Source organism: Flavobacterium sp. (genome assembly GCF_043722275.1).
Lineage (GTDB): Bacteria > Bacteroidota > Bacteroidia > Flavobacteriales > Flavobacteriaceae > Flavobacterium.
In genome coordinates this window covers 18,706-35,402 of sequence record NZ_JAYSPC010000014.1, presented here as the reverse complement: position 1 = coordinate 35,402, position 16,697 = coordinate 18,706, and the positions used below count along the sequence as shown (strand labels likewise).

Genomic DNA, 16,697 nt, shown 5'->3' with positions numbered 1-16,697 from the left:
TAAATTCTATATGAAAATCTGCGAAAATCTGCGTTTTTGCAAAGCAAATCTGTTTTATCCGCGTTCTAATTTATACAGTTTGTATTTTTAACTTAATTGTACCCAATGGGTTAATTTTTATTCTTAGCAATATATTCAGAAGGTGTCATAGAAAAGTGTTTTTGAAAGTTTCTTCCAAAACTCGTCTGTGATTTATAACCAATTTTTTCGGCAATTTCATACATTTTATAATTCTCATTCAAAAGTAGTTCTGCGGCTCTTTTTAAACGAACGATATTGATTAATTCATTCGGACTTAAATTCGAAATATCCTTGATTTTTCTATACAAAGTCGAACGGCTCATATTCATTATTTCTGCAAGAGATTCTACACTTAATTCAGGATCTGTAATATTTTTTAGAATTTCGTCATCCAACTTTTTCAAAAACTTCTCGTCGGTTTTATTGTGTGCAATACTTTTAATGTGCGAAAGAGGCGAACTCGCATAATAATTCATAATCTGTTTCCTGTTTTCGATAAGATTATTAGCCTGAACTTTTAAATAATCCATCGAAAAAGGTTTTGCTATATACGCATCTGCGCCCGCACCAAGACCATCAATTTGAGATTTTAGCGAGTTTTTAGCCGTAAGCAGAATCACCGGAATATGACTCGTTTCAAGATTTGCCTTGATTTCTTTACACAACGTAATTCCGTCCATAACAGGCATCGAAACATCACTTATTACCAATTGAATATTTTCGTTGTGAATGATTTTCAGCGCATTTTCGCCATTATATGCTTTTAAAACAGTGTAAACCGAAGACAATTCTGTAGCAATAAAATTCAATAAATCTTCATTGTCTTCTACAATTAAAAGCTGTGGTTTCTCTTGTTTATTTTCGATTTCGATAGGTTCAGATTCAGTTTCAATTTCTTCATTTTCAGGTTCGTTATAAAACATAAATTCTTCTTCCTGACGCAGCGGAACCACAAGTTCAAAAATATTGACTTCTAAATCAGGAATTACCTGAAGATTTCCGTGATGTAATTGCGTTAGCGAATGCGCCAGCGAAAGCCCAATTCCCGTTCCGGAAGTTGTATCCATATTATCCACCCTGAAAAACGGTTCGAAAATTTTATCCTTTAGATGAAACGGAATTATATTGCCGTCATTTTTCACTATTAAAGTCAGTTTTTTTTCGTCCCTGAAAAGTGTAATCGAGGCTTTGTCTTTGGCATATTTAATGGCATTGCTCATCAAATTGCTCAGGATTTTTTTGAAAGCCTCTTTATCCACAAAAGCAAAAATATCTTTATCGCCCAGTTCCAGTTCAAATTCAATTCCTCTTTCCTCAATCAACTGGCTGAATCTTAAATGAAAATTCCTGACCATTGATGAAATATTTGCTTCAACAAAAGTCAGTTTCAAACCTCCAATTTCCGACTTTCTAAAATCCAGTAATTCATTTACTAATTTCAATAATCGTGAGGTATTTTTTTTCATTATAGAAAGATTCTGAGGGACTTCCGGCAATTGATGTTCCATCACCAAAAGTTTTTCAAGAGGTCCTTTTATCAACGTCAATGGCGTTCTGATTTCGTGTGCAACATTGGTAAAAAAATCAATTTTTGCCTGATAGATTTCTTTCTCTTTTTCGTCGTTGAGATGTTTTATTTTGCGATTATTCTTAATCTGGGTTAAATTTTGCGAATACCGAATTATATAATAAAACGAACCACAAATTAGCAGAAAATAGAAGAAGTAAGCATAAGAACTTGCCCAAAACGGTGGCAGAATCCTGATTTTTAATTCGACTTCTTTACTCCAAACGCCAAAACTATTCAATGATTTTACTTTAAAAACATAATCGCCCGGCGCCAGTTCTGTAAAGAAAACTTTATGGTTGCGTTCCAGATAAACCCAGTCGTTATTTACGTTTTCAAGTTTATACCAATATTCTGTAAGTTCCGGAGCTGTGTAATTTAAAGATGCAAATTCAAGATTAAACGACGATTGATTGCTGTCGAGTTCCAGTTCATCAATATGAGAAATTGATTGTTTTATAGGAGAATCATCGCCGTTCGCATCAATATCTTTATTATTAATCTGTAAATTGGTAATAAAAATCGAAGGCGTGTATTTGTTTTTGGTAAAATTCTTTGGGTTGAAACTAATCATTCCGTTAAGATTTCCAAAATACATATCGCCATTATCATCTTTAAAAGCCGATGCATAATTGAACTGATCGCTCAATAAACCATTTGCCGTTGTATAAATTTTAATGGTTTTATGGTCCTTGCCAAATTTCACTAAACCTTTAGAAGTCGTGAGCCATAAATTTTTGGCATCATCTTCTAAAATCGAATACACAACATTACTTGGGAATCCGTTTTTTGTGGTGAATTTTTTAAAAGTCCTTGTTTTTTTATCCAATAAATCCAGTCCGTTTTCAGTGGCAAACCATAAATTTTTTGCACTGTCTTCAAATATATAATTGATTGAATTATTACTAATACCATTTGGATTTTTATAATCATAAATAAAAACCTCTTTCTTTTTAGTCTTCGGATTATAATAAAACAGACCATCACGATAACTTCCTGCCCACAAATTGCCATCGCTGTCTTCTTTATAATTAGTGTAATGTGTCGTTTCAGGAAATATTTTTAAGGTTTCGAAAGTATCGCTTTGCTCATTATATTTATAAAGTCCCATTGTGGTAATCACGATCAATTCGTCTTTTTTGGTTTCATAAAACGAAAAAATAAAATTACTTCGCAACCCACATGACGGATTATTGGCACTATAATGTTTGATAACTGCACCTGAATTTCGATCTAAAACATCCAAACCATGCTCAAAAGTTCCCACCCAAATCTTGTCTTTTCTGGGCATCAAAGCATGTATATTATAATAAGAAACACTGCTTTTGCTTCCGTTTGGTAAATACGAAGTAAATTGTTGCGTTTTTGGGTTAAATCGGTTTAAGCCCGCATCTTCTGTTCCGATCCAGAGATCACCTTTGTCATCTTTATGAATTTCACGAACCGCGCTTCCGCTAATCGAGTTTTGTCCTTTTTGCGGGAAATATTTCTTGAATTGCGTGTATTGTTTTTGATGGTAATTAATTCCCCCAAAATAAGTTCCAATCCAAATTCCGTTTTCCTTATCAATAGTAATAGAATAAGCCGCATTATCTGAAATCGCATACGGATCATTGTAATTTTTTTTCAGATTTACATTCACTTTTGTTTTCAAATTATAGACATAAACGCCTGATTCGCTGGCAATCCAGAGTTCATTATTGTCTTTCTTTTTAAATTGACGCACATAAACCGGATTTTTGGTTGAAAATTGTAAATTCAAAGTGGTTTTTTCATGAATATTATAAACCAAAACTCCATCGTCTTGTGTGCCAATCGCAATATTGTATTTATCCAAAGCATAAATAACCGTAATCCTAAAATTTGTAGAACCTGCGGGAGGAGTAATCGGAATGTTTTCAAACGAAAGGTTTTCTTCAGAATAACGGTAGATTTTATTTAATGAAGATGCCCAGATTTGTCCATTTACATCTCGTGAAATCGAAGTTGCAACAAAATATTTATTGGGATTAAATGTCTTGGTTTCTTTTTTTACCGTAGAATATTTGTACAGGATATTTCCCGAAATAAACCAGATGTTTCCATTCTTATCGTGGTTAATATCGTTTATCCTGTCATTAATAGCTTCGTTTAAAACCGTAAATTCATCGGTTTTTTTATTGTATTGGTATAAACCTTTATCGGTACCAACCCAAATTACACCTTTATATTCATGAAGAGACTGAATATAATTGCTTCCTAAACTGTGAATTGGGTCTGCATTGCTTCGATACGTTTTAAAACGATAACCATCAAACCGGTTCAGACCATCTTTAGTTCCAAACCACATAAAACCATCTTCGTCCTGCAAAGAAGTTAAAACGGTATTGTTTGAAAGTCCTTCTTCAACCTGAAAATGTTTAAAATAATATTCTTGCGCCTGAATAAGATTTATCGATAAAATCGAAAAAAATACAATAAGAAAGAATTTACGCATAGTTGTGTTTTTTATGATAAAACCAGAACATATTCAAATCGTGTCAATATTCGACATAATGTTGCAAGTCTTTGTTTTTCTGGTCTGTTTTATACAATTTGACTCATTTGAGAGAGATATTGACACAAATAAATCATTTTATTTTGAATTAAAATCATCTACTTTGACTTTTTAAATAAATGATATTGATAATTTTTAAGCCTAAAAAATACAGCATCAATAAAATAAACTTTAAAAAATAACGTCATTAATACTTTTGAATTAAAATGAACACATTATTAACAGAAGCCAATTTAAAATGGAACACCGCTCGAATAAAAGACGGCTAAACTTTACAAATTAAGTACAAAACCAACCAAAATGAAAACTATCTAAAATGAAAAATCAATGAAAACAAAGTTCACTCAAATTTTAAAGCAGAGATATTACCTCTTGTTTTTCTTTAGTTTATTAGTGCAGCAAACGTATGCACAACAGCAAATAACCATAAGCGGAAGAGTGGCCTCAATAACAGGAGAGCCAATTCCGTTTGCAAATGTTGTCATCAAGAATACCAAAAACGGAGCAGTTACTGATTTCGACGGAAGGTATAAAATTGAAGCAGCTTCAAATCAAACACTGATTTTTAGTTCGCAGGGATATAAAACAATCGAAATTGCGATTAACAATAAAACAACCGTAGATGCTTCTTTAGCAGAAGACGCAACGAAACTGGACGAAATTGTGGTTGTAGGGTATGGATCTCAACAGAAAAAAGACCTTACAGGAGCAGTTTCTCTTGTTAAAGCCGAAGAAATTCAAAAACGTCAGATTACAACCGTTGCAGACGGACTTCAGGGTTTAGTTACCGGAGTAAAAGTACGTGGTGGCGGTCGTCCGGGACAAGAAGCGAATATTGAAATTCGTGGTTTAAAAAATCTTCAAAATACAAACCCATTATACGTAATTGATGGTTTGGTTACATCTGCAAACCGAGATTTTAACCCAAATGATATTGAAACTATTCAGGTTTTAAAAGATGCATCGGCAGCTGCAATTTACGGTTCAAGAGCTGCAAATGGTGTCATTATTATTACCACTAAAAAAGGAAAAAAAGGTCCGCTTAAAGTCGAGGTTTCCACAAAAACCAGCTTTACAACAATGCCAAGATATGATTTAGCAGGAACTGAAGAGTTCGCAAAATTAAATAATATGGCATATGATAATGCCGGATATCCCAGACAAAATCTTAACATGGCAGTAAATACAGACTGGCAGGATGCGGTTTTTAAAACTGGAATGATTCAGGATTATAACGCCAGCGTTTCCGGAGGAGGAGATAATTCAACGTTTTTTATGTCAGGAAATTATTTTGGAAACGAAGGAACTGTTATTGGAACTGATTTTGACAGAATTTCATTCCGTGTAAATTCAAGTGGTTCTAAAGGAATTTTCAGTATTGGAGAAAACATTGCCATCAGTAATTCAAAAACAGATGAAATGGCCGGAAATCCAATTATTGATGTCTATAGAATGACACCAACAATTCCGCTTTATGATGCTGCAAATCCTGGAGGATATGGTTATGGAAAACAAGGAGTTGCAGATACTTTTGGTACAAATCCATTAGCAATTTCTGATTTTGCAAATACAATAAATGAAAATTTTAGAATCAGAGGAAACGTCTGGTCAGAATTAAAATTGACTTCATGGTTAAAATACCGTTTCAACTTTGGATATGAAACTAGTTTTGATTCGTATAAATTTTTAAGAAAAGTAGGGAATTGGAGCTTAAATCAGCCAATAGATCCTTCTATTATTGATCAAAACAAAGGAAGATCTGAAACGACATTATTTGAAAATACATTGAATTTCAAAAAACAATTTGGAAAACATGATTTGACAATTTTAGTGGGGCAGACTTTTCAAAAAGACAAATATGAGCAAATTTACGGAACAAAGAGAAATATTCCAATAAACTCAGGAACAGGTCAATACTATGAGGTTTTAAATCAGGGAGATTCACCGGTAGTTGGAGGTTATATCAACGAAGCTTCTTTAGCCTCTTATTTAGGAAGATTAGAATATAATTATGATAATCGTTATTTATTTAATGCTGTTTTAAGACGCGACGGATCATCAAGATTTAGTGATGAAAACAAATGGGGAAATTTCCCTTCTCTTTCTGCCGGATGGAGAATTAACAACGAATCTTTCTTTAAATCTGAATTTATTAAAGATTTGAAATTAAGAGCAAGTTATGGAGAATTAGGTTCTGGAAATATTAAAGAGTATGAATCTAAAAGTTTTATTAATAATTTCGGACAAATTGTTTTAGGAAATGGACAAATTTTATATCCATCTGCAGCTCAGGTAAAACTTTCAAATTCTCAATTGCGTTGGGAAAAACTAAAACAAACCAATTTTGGATTAGATCTGGGAGTTTTGAATAATGATTTACGTCTTACGGCAGATTATTTTATTGCCCGTACAGAAGATGTATTATTTGGTTTCCCAATTTTATTAACAACAGGAAATGATGGAGGAAACCCAATTTCGAATGCAGCTACTGTTGAAAACAAAGGTTTTGAATTAGAATTAGCTTATAGCAAAAAAATCAACGATTTCTCGTTTAACGCTTCTGTAAACTTTACAAAAGTAAATAACAAATTGGTTTCTTTAGGGAACGGGCAAAATGAAAACATCGTTGGAAATACAATGACCAGAGCAGGATCTCCTGTTGGAATGTGGTATGTTTTGCAAACAGATGGATTGTTTCAAAATCAAGAAGAAATCAGCGCCTATAAAAATGCTGACGGAAAAGTAATTATGCCAAATGCTGTACCCGGAGATATTCGTTTTAAAGACGTTAACGGTGACGGACAAATTACAAGTGATGATAAAGCTATTGTGGGAAGCCCGTGGCCTGAATTTGAAATGGGTTTAAATGCAGGAGCAGAATACAAAGGTTTTGATTTTTCTATGAACTGGATTGCTTCTCATGGAGCAACTGTTTACAACGGATTTAGAAGTGTTGTGGATCGTTTTGATGACAATAGCAACTACAGAGCAGGAATACAGCCCTGGACACCTGAAAATCCAAATACTGATTTTCCAAGAGTTACAAAAGGTTCAACTTTAAACTCAAGAGGAGATAGTGACCGTTTCTTAGAAAACGGCAATTTTATCAGACTTAAATACATTGGGTTTGGCTATAATCTGCCAGAAAGTGTCTTGAATAAATCTGGAATTACCAGAGCAAGATTAACATTATCAGCACAAAATATTATTACAATTACAAAATACAAAGGCTTAGATCCTGAATTTACAAACAGTAATATTTTTGAAAGAGGTGTTGATAACGGAGCATTCCCAAATCTTCAGACATATTCTTTTGGTGTTGAGTTTAGCTTTTAATTTTTTAAAAAATAGTATAATGAAAAAAATAATCATAATAACCGTAGTTTTTCTAGGTCTGTTTTTTGCATCCTCCTGTGAAAACGAATTGGATCTGAGCAGCCCAAATGATATAACAGTAGATCAATATTGGAAAACTGAAAGTGATGCACAAGCAGGTGTTAATTCTATTTACGCCATGTTTTATAAAGATGGATTATGGGCAAGATGGATGTATTTCCGTCTGGACCTAACATCTGATGAAGGATTTAGTAACAGCCCCTGGACAGAATTAGCAGACTGGACAAGATTCAATTATATCAATTATAATTTTTGGGAAGGAAATGCAGTAACATGGAGAGATACGTACAAAGCCGTTTTTAGATGTAATCAGGTTTTGGCAAATGTTCCTAATATTACCTTTCAAAATGAAGATGATAAAAAGAAAATTTTGGCTCAGGCTAAATTTTTCAGAGCCTTACATTACTATTACGCCGCAATTCTTTGGGAAAACATTCCGCTTGTTTTAACGCCGTCTACACCAGCAGATTTGCCGGAACAAAAAAATGTAACCGAAGTTTGGACACAAGTTGAAAAAGATTTAAATGAGGCTTTCACCGATTTGCCTGCTTCATGGTCAGGTGACCAAACCGGACGTCCTGATAAAGGTGCAGCAAAAGCATTTTTAGCAAAAGTATACATGCAACAGCATAAATGGACTGAGGCAAAAGGTGCTTTAGAATATTTAATTAATGGTGCCGGAGCAAAGTACAATCTAGCTGCAAATTACAGAGACAACTTTACAGATGTAAATGAAAACAACAGCGAATCTGTATTTGAAATTCAGTTTGGAGATCAAAGAAAAGGAGGAACAGGAGAAGATCAAAACGCTGCAGTTTCTAGTAATCGCAGTCAGTTTTTTGCACCAAGAGGAATTGGATGGTCAGATGGACAAGCTCGTTTCTGGTTAGTAAATGCATTTAAACAAGAAAAAAATAAAGACGGAAATCTGGATGCGAGACTAAGATATACTTTATACTATCCTGATTTACTAGCAGATTTTGGAGACAAAACATATGGTAAAAACTGGGAGTGGGGCAATGACGAAGCCTGGTTTAGAAAAGGAAGCCGTGATTATTACCGAAACAACGAAGATTATTACAATCAGGTAAATTACAGATTGGTTCGTTACGCCGATATCTTATTGCGCTACGCCGAAGTTTTGAATGAATTAGGAAATACTGCAGATGCTTACCAATATGTGGATTTAGTAAGAGCACGTTCAAACATGAATACTCTGGCGTTGGCTCATCCTGAAATAGGAAACGATCACGATAAATTTTTGGAAAGATTAAAAACAGAACGAGTTTTAGAATTAGCCGGAGAAAGTGTTCGATGGGAAGATTTAAAACGTTGGGGAGATTTAAATTCCCAGGCTTCTGTTGATAAAATTGCGGTTCGTGATCCTGATTTCAAAAACTTTAAAGTAGGTAAAAATCAAAGATTACCAATTCCGCAGGTTGAAGTGGATAATAATCCAAACTTAGATCAAAACGACCAATATTAAATATTTTAAAGGGAATCAGATCAAATAAATCTGATTCCCTTATTAAAGAACGATCGTTCATAACAACAAAATTTATAATGAAAAAAATAAAATTGTGTCTGACATTAATGTTGGCAGGACTTGTATTGTTGAGCTGCAACAATAAAAAAAATACTACCGAAGAAAATAAAAATGAAACAACTGCGGTTGAAAAAAGAGAAATCTGGACAAAAGATCAGGCCAATAAATGGTATGCAGAACAACCTTGGTTAGTAGGCGCAAATTATTATCCTAGCACAGCTATAAATCAGTTAGAGATGTGGCAGGAAGATACATTTGATCCCAAAAGAATTGATCAGGAACTGGGTTGGGCAGAAGGTATTGGCATGAATGTTATGCGCGTTTACCTCCACGATTTATTACATCAGCAAGATGCCGAAGGTTTCTACAAACGCATGGACAAATTTCTTGAAATTGCAGATAAACATCATATCAAAACACTATTTGTTTTATTTGATTCCTGCTGGGATCCTTTTCCTGCTTTAGGAAAACAACGTGCGCCAAAACCATTTACACACAATTCAGGGTGGGTACAAAGTCCGGGGCAAAAAGTTTTGCAGGATTCAACACAATATCCTCGTTTAGAGAAATATGTAAAAGAAACCGTTGCCAAGTTCAAAGATGATAAACGTATTTTAGGTTGGGATGTATGGAACGAACCGGATAATATGACGGGACCATCTTACGAAAAAATCGAAATAAAAAACAAAGTCGATTTGATTTTGCCACTTTTAAAAAATGTTTTTGTTTGGGCAAGAGAAAGCAATCCTTCTCAGCCATTAACTTCCGGAGTTTGGGTTGGTGATTGGAGCGATGAAACAAAGATGAAACCAATGCACAAAATGCAGATCGAACAATCTGATGTGGTTTCTTTTCACAATTATAACACGCCAGCAGATTTTGAAAAAGTAATCAAACAATTACAGCGTTACGGAAAACCTTTATTGTGTACAGAATATATGGCACGACCAAACGGAAGCACTTTTGAAGGTTTTTTACCAATCGCAAAAAAGTACAATGTTGGAATGATCAACTGGGGTTTTGTTGACGGAAAAACACAAACCAAATATGCTTGGGACAGCTGGACGAAAAAATACGATGCTGAACCGAAACTTTGGTTTCACGAAGTACTTAAAAATGACGGAACGCCTTACATAAAAGCAGAAACAGATTTGATTAAGAAAATGACGTCTGAAGCGAATAAGAAGTAGATAACTTATTTGCCCACGGATTGTACGGATTAAACTGATTATCACAGATTAATTTTATGATTATTTAAAAAATGAAGATTTTAATTAAAACCATTAAAAAAAACCAGTGAAAACCCGTCTAATCCGTTACACCAGCGGGCAATAAATTTTACGGATTTACCAATAATCACAATTAAAATGCATAAAAAAAATCAGCGAAAACCCGTTTCGTTCGTAAAATCCGTGGGCAATAAATAAAAACCTAATAGCAATGAAAAAACATACGTTAAAACAGCTTTTTTTTCTAGTAGTAATTCTTGTAGGATTTTCTGCGAATGCGCAACAGCCAGATCCGCCGGGACAAGTCAAAGGAAATGAAAAACCTAAAAACGAAGCCTATCTTTTTGCGCACATGACGCACAACGATTACGGAAGATTGTATTATTCCGTAAGTCTTGACGGTTTGCATTGGGAAAATTTAAACAGCGGAAAAAGAGTTTTTGAAGATTATAAAGGACATCCGGATATCTGCAAAGGACCGGACGGAAAATATTACATCGCAGGAAATACCGACGACGATGCAAAAACAATCAACATTTGGGTTTCGGATGATTTAATTACCTGGAAAAAACACTCTGATTATACGCCGGATTTAAAAAGTACACCCGATTATTCGAATGCTTTACAGCGAATTGGTGCGCCAAAATTATATTACGACAAAGATTCAGAAAAGTTTATCATGACCTGGCATACGCCACATCTTGATGGCACAAAAGAAGATCCGGAACGATATTGGGCAAGTCAGCGAACGTTGTATGTTTTGTCTAAAGATTTAAAAACTTTCGAAGGAACACCAAAACGATTATTCGATTGGGATATGGGAACCATTGATGTTTTCATTCGTAAAGTTGGCGATTCGTATTACGCCGTAATCAAAGATGAAACTTATCCAACTTTATATTGGACAACCGGAAAAACCATCCGAATTGCAAAATCAAAATCACTTTTAGGACCTTATTCTTTGCCCCAGCAATCTATCAGTCCCAACTTTAGAGAAGCGCCAATGCTGATTCCTTCTCCTGATGATAAAATATGGTACATGTATTACGAACAATATCCGGGCGTTTCCTACGGATTATCCATCACAGATAATCTCAACGGACCTTGGTTTCAAGCCTCAGGTTACACCTTTTTTGCCGATTGGGACAAATACAGTTTCCCTGAAAAAGTACGTCATGGATGCATGATTACCATTTCAAAAAAAGAATATGACGGCTTGGTGAAGAAATTTGGTTTGACAAAAAAGTGATAAAAATTAATGGTTGATTATCAATTATTAATTGTTAATGATTAACTATAAGTGATTAGTTAAAGTTTACAGATTCTATAGTGAATTTATAACTCACAATTAACAATTCATAATTAAAAAAATATGGTTAGTTAAGTTAGTGATTGAAATTACCAGACTATGTGGAAATAGTCTGGTAATTTATTTAGTAAAGAAGAAAATGAAATGGCAATAATCTATAGAAATATTGCGCAAAACAAGATATAATGAATAAAAAAATAACTGTTTTACTGGCGCTTTTTTTAAGCTGTCTGGTTCATGCACAATGGAAACCTCAGGGAGATAAAATCAAAACAAACTGGGCGACACAGGTTGATCCTGCTAAAACATTACCAGAATATCCCCGTCCGATTATGGAGCGCAGCCAATGGAAAAATTTGAATGGTTTATGGAATTATGCCATTCAGGAATTTGGAAAAACAGCGCCGTCAAAATATGATGGGCAAATTTTGGTTCCGTTTGCGGTCGAATCTAGTTTGTCCGGCGTGATGAAAGAAGTTGGGGCAAAAAATGAACTTTGGTACGAAACTCATTTTTCGATTGAATCCAACTGGAATAATAAAAATATTCTCCTGCATTTTGGTGCTGTAGACTGGAAAACAGAAGTTTTTATAAATGATATAAAAGTTGGTTCGCATACTGGCGGTTATACACCATTTTCATTTGATATTACGCCTTTTGTCCAAAAAGGAAAAACTCAAAAACTAGTCGTAAAAGTTTGGGACCCATCAAACGAAGGACCTCAGCCAAGAGGCAAACAAGTTAAAAATCCCGAAGGAATCTGGTATACGCCCGTAACCGGAATCTGGCAAACCGTTTGGATAGAACCCGTAAATGCAAAAAACATTACGGCATTAAAAACAACGCCCAATATTGATCAAAATACGATAAGCATTAAAGCAGATGTTATAGGCGCAACAAATGGAGATGTAGTCGAAATATCAGTTTTTGATGCAGAAAAAGAAATTGCAAAAGAAAAAGCGGTTGTTGGCGAAAGTAATGATGTCGTTTTGAATAATCCGAAATTATGGTCGCCGGAAAGCCCGTTTTTATATCAGACAAAAATTCGTTTAATCAGCAACAATAAAGTGGTTGATGAAGTAAAAAGTTATTTTGCGATGCGAAAAATTTCATCAAAAAGGGATGAAAACGGAATCATGAGAATGCAGTTGAATAACAAAGATTATTTTCAGTTTGGTCCTTTAGATCAAGGCTGGTGGCCAGACGGTTTATATACAGCACCAACCGACGAAGCTTTGAAATATGATATTATTAAAACAAAGGAATTAGGTTTTAATATGATTCGTAAACACGTAAAAGTTGAGCCGGAACGCTGGTATACACATTGCGATGAATTGGGAATTTTAGTCTGGCAGGATATGCCAAGCGGAGACGAACAACCGCTGTGGCAAAATAAAAAATACTTTGAAGGAACAGAATTACAGCGTACCGCAAAATCTGAAGAAATCTATAGAAAAGAATGGCGGGAAATTATGGATCATTTGTATTCTTACCCAAGTATTGTAGTTTGGGTTCCGTTTAACGAAGCTTGGGGACAATTTAAAACCGTAGAAATAACCGAATGGACAAAACAACACGATCCAAGTAGATTAACGAATTCATCAAGCGGTGGAAATCATTTTCAAACGGGTGATATTCTAGATTTGCACAATTATCCGGGACCCGAAATGTATTTGTACGATGCCAGAAGAGTGACTGTTTTAGGCGAATACGGCGGAATTGGTTTGCCGCTCGAAGGACATTTATGGAGAGCAAATGACAATTGGGGCTATGTTAAATTTAAGAATGAAAGTGAAGTAACAGCCGAATACATTAAATATGCTCAAATCCTGAAAAATTATGTAAAAAGCGGATTCTCAGCAGCAGTTTATACACAAACAACAGATGTTGAAGGCGAGGTAAACGGCTTCATGACTTACGACAGAAAGGTAGATAAAATGGATTTTAAAGCCGTGAATAAAATCAACACAGAAGTTATTGATGTTTTGAATCATAAATAGTTTTTTAGTCTGAAGCAACTTTGTCAAGGTTTACTTTAGAAAAGTAAATAACGGTTCCAGTTTGTCATTTCTGACGAAGGAGAAATCACACACGGGATTCGATAAAGATTGAAGATTATTTGCGCGGAGTTTCTAGTGTGATCTCTCCTTCGTCGAGATGACAAAATTGTTTGTATTCTATGTGTTTATATCAAGTGAAACGCCTTTACAGAGAAAGATTGGTCTGCGCATTTTTGTTATCCCGAGGAACGAGGGATCTCCGTAAGTAGCTCGACAATTTAGGAAATATGCTTTGGGTTAGTTTCTTGCGGAGATTCCTCGTTCCTCGGAATGACAGTCTTTGTCAAAATAAAAATCTGCTCAATCTGCAAAATCTGCGAGAAATAAAAACAAATCTTTATAAATAAAAATGTTTTTATCATAGAAATCAGGATGACAAGATTGTCCTATTTCAATGTGTATTAAAACAAGTGAAACGCCTTTACAGACAAGGAAAAGCTATGTCTCTATGTATTTAAAAAATCACCCCAACAATAAAAAATATATGAAAAAAATTTCAATTCTCTTTTTGCTGCTATTTGTTTCGACAACATTTGCACAGCAAAAAACATTCACAAATCCTATTCTGCCTTCGGGCGCAGACCCTTACAGCACGTATTACAAAGGATATTATTATTACACGAATACATTACAAAATAGATTGGTACTTTGGAAAACAAAAGATTTATCGGATCTAAAAAATGCTGAAAGCAAAGTTATTTGGCAGGCACCAAAAGGAACTGATTATTCGGCAGATATCTGGGCGCCAGAATTTCATATCATAAACGGAAAATGGTATTGTTATTTCGCAGCAGACAATGGTGATAATAATACACACAGAATGTATGTGCTGGAAAATAAATCATCAGAACCGTTTAGAGGAAGTTTTGAATTTAAAGGAAAAATTGCTGCCAAAACCGACAAATGGGCGATTGACGGAAATATTTTTGAACACAAAAAACAATTGTACATGATCTGGGCAGGTTGGGAAGGCGACACTAACGGACAGCAGAATATTTACATCGCTAAAATGAAAAATCCGCTTGAGATTGAAGGAGATCGTGTAATGATTTCGGCACCAACAAACGATTGGGAAACCCACGGAGCTTTGCACGATGATATAAATCCGGCGCAGGTAAATGTAAACGAAGGACCTCAGTTTTTGTCCAGAAATGGGAAAGTTTTCATCGTGTTTTCGGCTAGTGGCTGTTGGACCGATTTTTACGCTTTGGGTTTATTAACGTTTAATGGCGATGATAATTTGTTAGACGCATCCGCATGGAAAAAAGCTCCTGAACCAATTTTCAAACAATCAGATAAGAATAAGGTTTATGCACCGGGACACAATTCGTTCTTTAAATCTCCTGACGGAAAAGAAGATTGGATTTTATATCACGCAAATTCAAATCCCGGAGAAGGATGCGGAAATAAAAGATCTCCAAGAATGCAGAAAATCAACTGGGACGCAAACGGATTTCCGGTTTTAGGAGAACCTGTAAACGAAGAAACCAGATTAGCGCTGCCATCAAAAAAGAGAATAGAAAAAAGAAAAGAGAGAATAGAGAATAGAGAATAGAAAAGAATAATAAATACTAACCAGAGGATGAGATTGATTTCGCTACTGCGAACAGGTCTTCCTCGCAATGACATAAAAATGAAAAATATTCAGATTGCTGGGGTTATAATGCTGGCACTTTTTCAATTTAATTGTAAAGACGGTAAAGAAGAAAATACACCATTAAAAGAAACGGCTGAAATAACAGCAGATTCTGCAAAAACAGTTTTAGAAGCGAAGAATTTTGATACCATAATTGACGGTAAAAAAGTCAACTTATATTGGATAGAAAACGAAGGAATAAAAGCGGCTTTTACGAATTACGGAGGAAGATTAATTGGACTTTGGGTTGCTGATAAAAACGGAAAACCAACAGATGTTGTAGTGGGAATGAATAGCGCAAAAGGCTTCAAAAATTCAACAGAACCTTATTTTGGCGCTACAATTGGAAGAGTTGGAAACCGAATTGCAAAAGGAAAATTCACTTTAGAAGGAAAACAATATCAGGTTCCGCTTAATAATGGTGAAAATGCTTTACACGGCGGTATAAAAGGTTTTCAGGACGTAGTTTGGGATGTTGCCAAAACAAACAAAAATACTTTGGTTTTTAGTTATGTTTCGCCAGACGGGGAACAAGGTTTTCCCGGGAATTTAACGGTAAAAGTAACCTATACAATTACAGACGATAATTCGATAAAAATGGAATATGAAGCGACAACCGATAAAACTACTATTGTCAATTTGACCAATCATGCCTTTTTTAATTTGAATGGAGAAGGAAGCGGAACCATTTTAAATCATGAATTGCAGATTTATGCCAATGAATTTACTCCGGTTGATGAAGGTTTGATTCCGAGTGGAGAATTAAAACCAGTAAAAAATACGCCTTTTGATTTTACTTCAAAACATACCATTGGAGAGCGAATTGAAACAAAAGACGAGCAGCTAAAATTTGGAAAAGGATACGATCACAATTATGTTTTAAACGGAACAAAGAAAAACGGGCTGAATAATGCGGCAACAATTTCTGGCGATAAATCCGGAATTACAATGAATATTTATACGCAAGAACCTGGATTACAGTTTTACAGCGGAAATTTTATGCAATCAAAAAACACGTTTAAATCGGGCTCAAAAGATGATTTTAGAACGGCTTTTGCGCTGGAAACACAACATTTTCCAGATGCTCCTAATCAGCCAAAATTTGCGCCAATTGTTTTGAAGCCTGGGCAAAAATATCAGACGGTTTCTTATTATCAGTTTTCTGTGAAATGAGGGAATTAGATAATGAGAGAATGAGAGAATGAGAAAGTGAAAAAAAATGAGTAGCAGAACATAAAGTAAATCGTCAAAGTTTGTCATTTCGACCGAAGGGAGAAATCACACTAGTAACTCGACAAAGATTGGCGACCCTGTATGTCATCCTGACGAAGGAAGGATCTCCGCAAGTAACTCTGCAAAGATTGTCGATTCTCTACACGGAGTTTCTTGTGGAGATT

The 16,697-nt window shown here is 34.9% G+C and carries 8 protein-coding genes; 7 read left to right on the top strand and 1 reads right to left on the bottom strand.

Translation table 11 applies throughout. The annotated features are described in order from the left end of the window. Positions 1-110: 110 nt before the first annotated feature. On the bottom strand, positions 111-4,064 hold the full coding sequence (locus ACHZDT_RS02345; RefSeq protein WP_394773056.1) for a two-component regulator propeller domain-containing protein: 3,954 nt from the start codon (positions 4,062-4,064) through the stop codon (positions 111-113). Positions 4,065-4,451: 387 nt separating this feature from the next. On the opposite strand from ACHZDT_RS02345, the gene ACHZDT_RS02340 reads away from it, so the two are divergent. The 7 genes from ACHZDT_RS02340 to ACHZDT_RS02310 all read left to right on the top strand — a co-directional run bounded on the left by ACHZDT_RS02340 (position 4,452) and on the right by ACHZDT_RS02310 (position 16,473). After that, positions 4,452-7,460, top strand: coding sequence for a SusC/RagA family TonB-linked outer membrane protein (locus ACHZDT_RS02340; protein ID WP_394773055.1), 3,009 nt, complete (start codon positions 4,452-4,454; stop codon positions 7,458-7,460). Between the two features lie 19 nt (positions 7,461-7,479). Next, positions 7,480-9,006 carry a RagB/SusD family nutrient uptake outer membrane protein gene (locus ACHZDT_RS02335; protein ID WP_394773054.1) on the top strand — a complete coding sequence of 509 codons (1,527 nt, stop codon included), beginning with the start codon at positions 7,480-7,482 and terminating at the stop codon, positions 9,004-9,006. Between the two features lie 77 nt (positions 9,007-9,083). Next, positions 9,084-10,256 (top strand): 1,4-beta-xylanase, encoded by a 1,173-nt coding sequence (locus ACHZDT_RS02330; protein WP_394773053.1) that lies wholly within the window; start codon positions 9,084-9,086, stop codon positions 10,254-10,256. Positions 10,257-10,506: 250 nt separating this feature from the next. Beyond that, the gene (locus ACHZDT_RS02325) at positions 10,507-11,544 is read left to right on the top strand and encodes a glycoside hydrolase family 43 protein (RefSeq protein ID WP_394773052.1); all 1,038 of its coding nucleotides are present in this window, start codon (positions 10,507-10,509) and stop codon (positions 11,542-11,544) included. Between the two features lie 245 nt (positions 11,545-11,789). Then, on the top strand, positions 11,790-13,604 hold the full coding sequence (locus ACHZDT_RS02320) for a glycoside hydrolase family 2 protein (RefSeq protein ID WP_394773051.1): 1,815 nt from the start codon (positions 11,790-11,792) through the stop codon (positions 13,602-13,604). 544 nt (positions 13,605-14,148) lie between these two features. Then, positions 14,149-15,219 carry a family 43 glycosylhydrolase gene (locus tag ACHZDT_RS02315; RefSeq protein WP_394773050.1) on the top strand — a complete coding sequence of 357 codons (1,071 nt, stop codon included), beginning with the start codon at positions 14,149-14,151 and terminating at the stop codon, positions 15,217-15,219. 78 nt (positions 15,220-15,297) lie between these two features. Then, complete coding sequence (locus ACHZDT_RS02310) at positions 15,298-16,473, top strand: aldose epimerase family protein (RefSeq protein ID WP_394773049.1); 1,176 nt, start codon at positions 15,298-15,300, stop codon at positions 16,471-16,473. Positions 16,474-16,697: the final 224 nt, after the last annotated feature.

Bases quoted from the DNA above. Each gene is read 5' to 3' on its own strand.
- ACHZDT_RS02345 (WP_394773056.1), bottom strand. From the start codon at position 4,064: ATGCGTAAATTCTTTCTTATTGTATTTTTTTCGATTTTATCGATAAAT.
- ACHZDT_RS02340 (WP_394773055.1), top strand. From the start codon at position 4,452: ATGAAAACAAAGTTCACTCAAATTTTAAAGCAGAGATATTACCTCTTG.
- ACHZDT_RS02335 (WP_394773054.1), top strand. From the start codon at position 7,480: ATGAAAAAAATAATCATAATAACCGTAGTTTTTCTAGGTCTGTTTTTT.
- ACHZDT_RS02330 (WP_394773053.1), top strand. From the start codon at position 9,084: ATGAAAAAAATAAAATTGTGTCTGACATTAATGTTGGCAGGACTTGTA.
- ACHZDT_RS02325 (WP_394773052.1), top strand. From the start codon at position 10,507: ATGAAAAAACATACGTTAAAACAGCTTTTTTTTCTAGTAGTAATTCTT.
- ACHZDT_RS02320 (WP_394773051.1), top strand. From the start codon at position 11,790: ATGAATAAAAAAATAACTGTTTTACTGGCGCTTTTTTTAAGCTGTCTG.
- ACHZDT_RS02315 (WP_394773050.1), top strand. From the start codon at position 14,149: ATGAAAAAAATTTCAATTCTCTTTTTGCTGCTATTTGTTTCGACAACA.
- ACHZDT_RS02310 (WP_394773049.1), top strand. From the start codon at position 15,298: ATGAAAAATATTCAGATTGCTGGGGTTATAATGCTGGCACTTTTTCAA.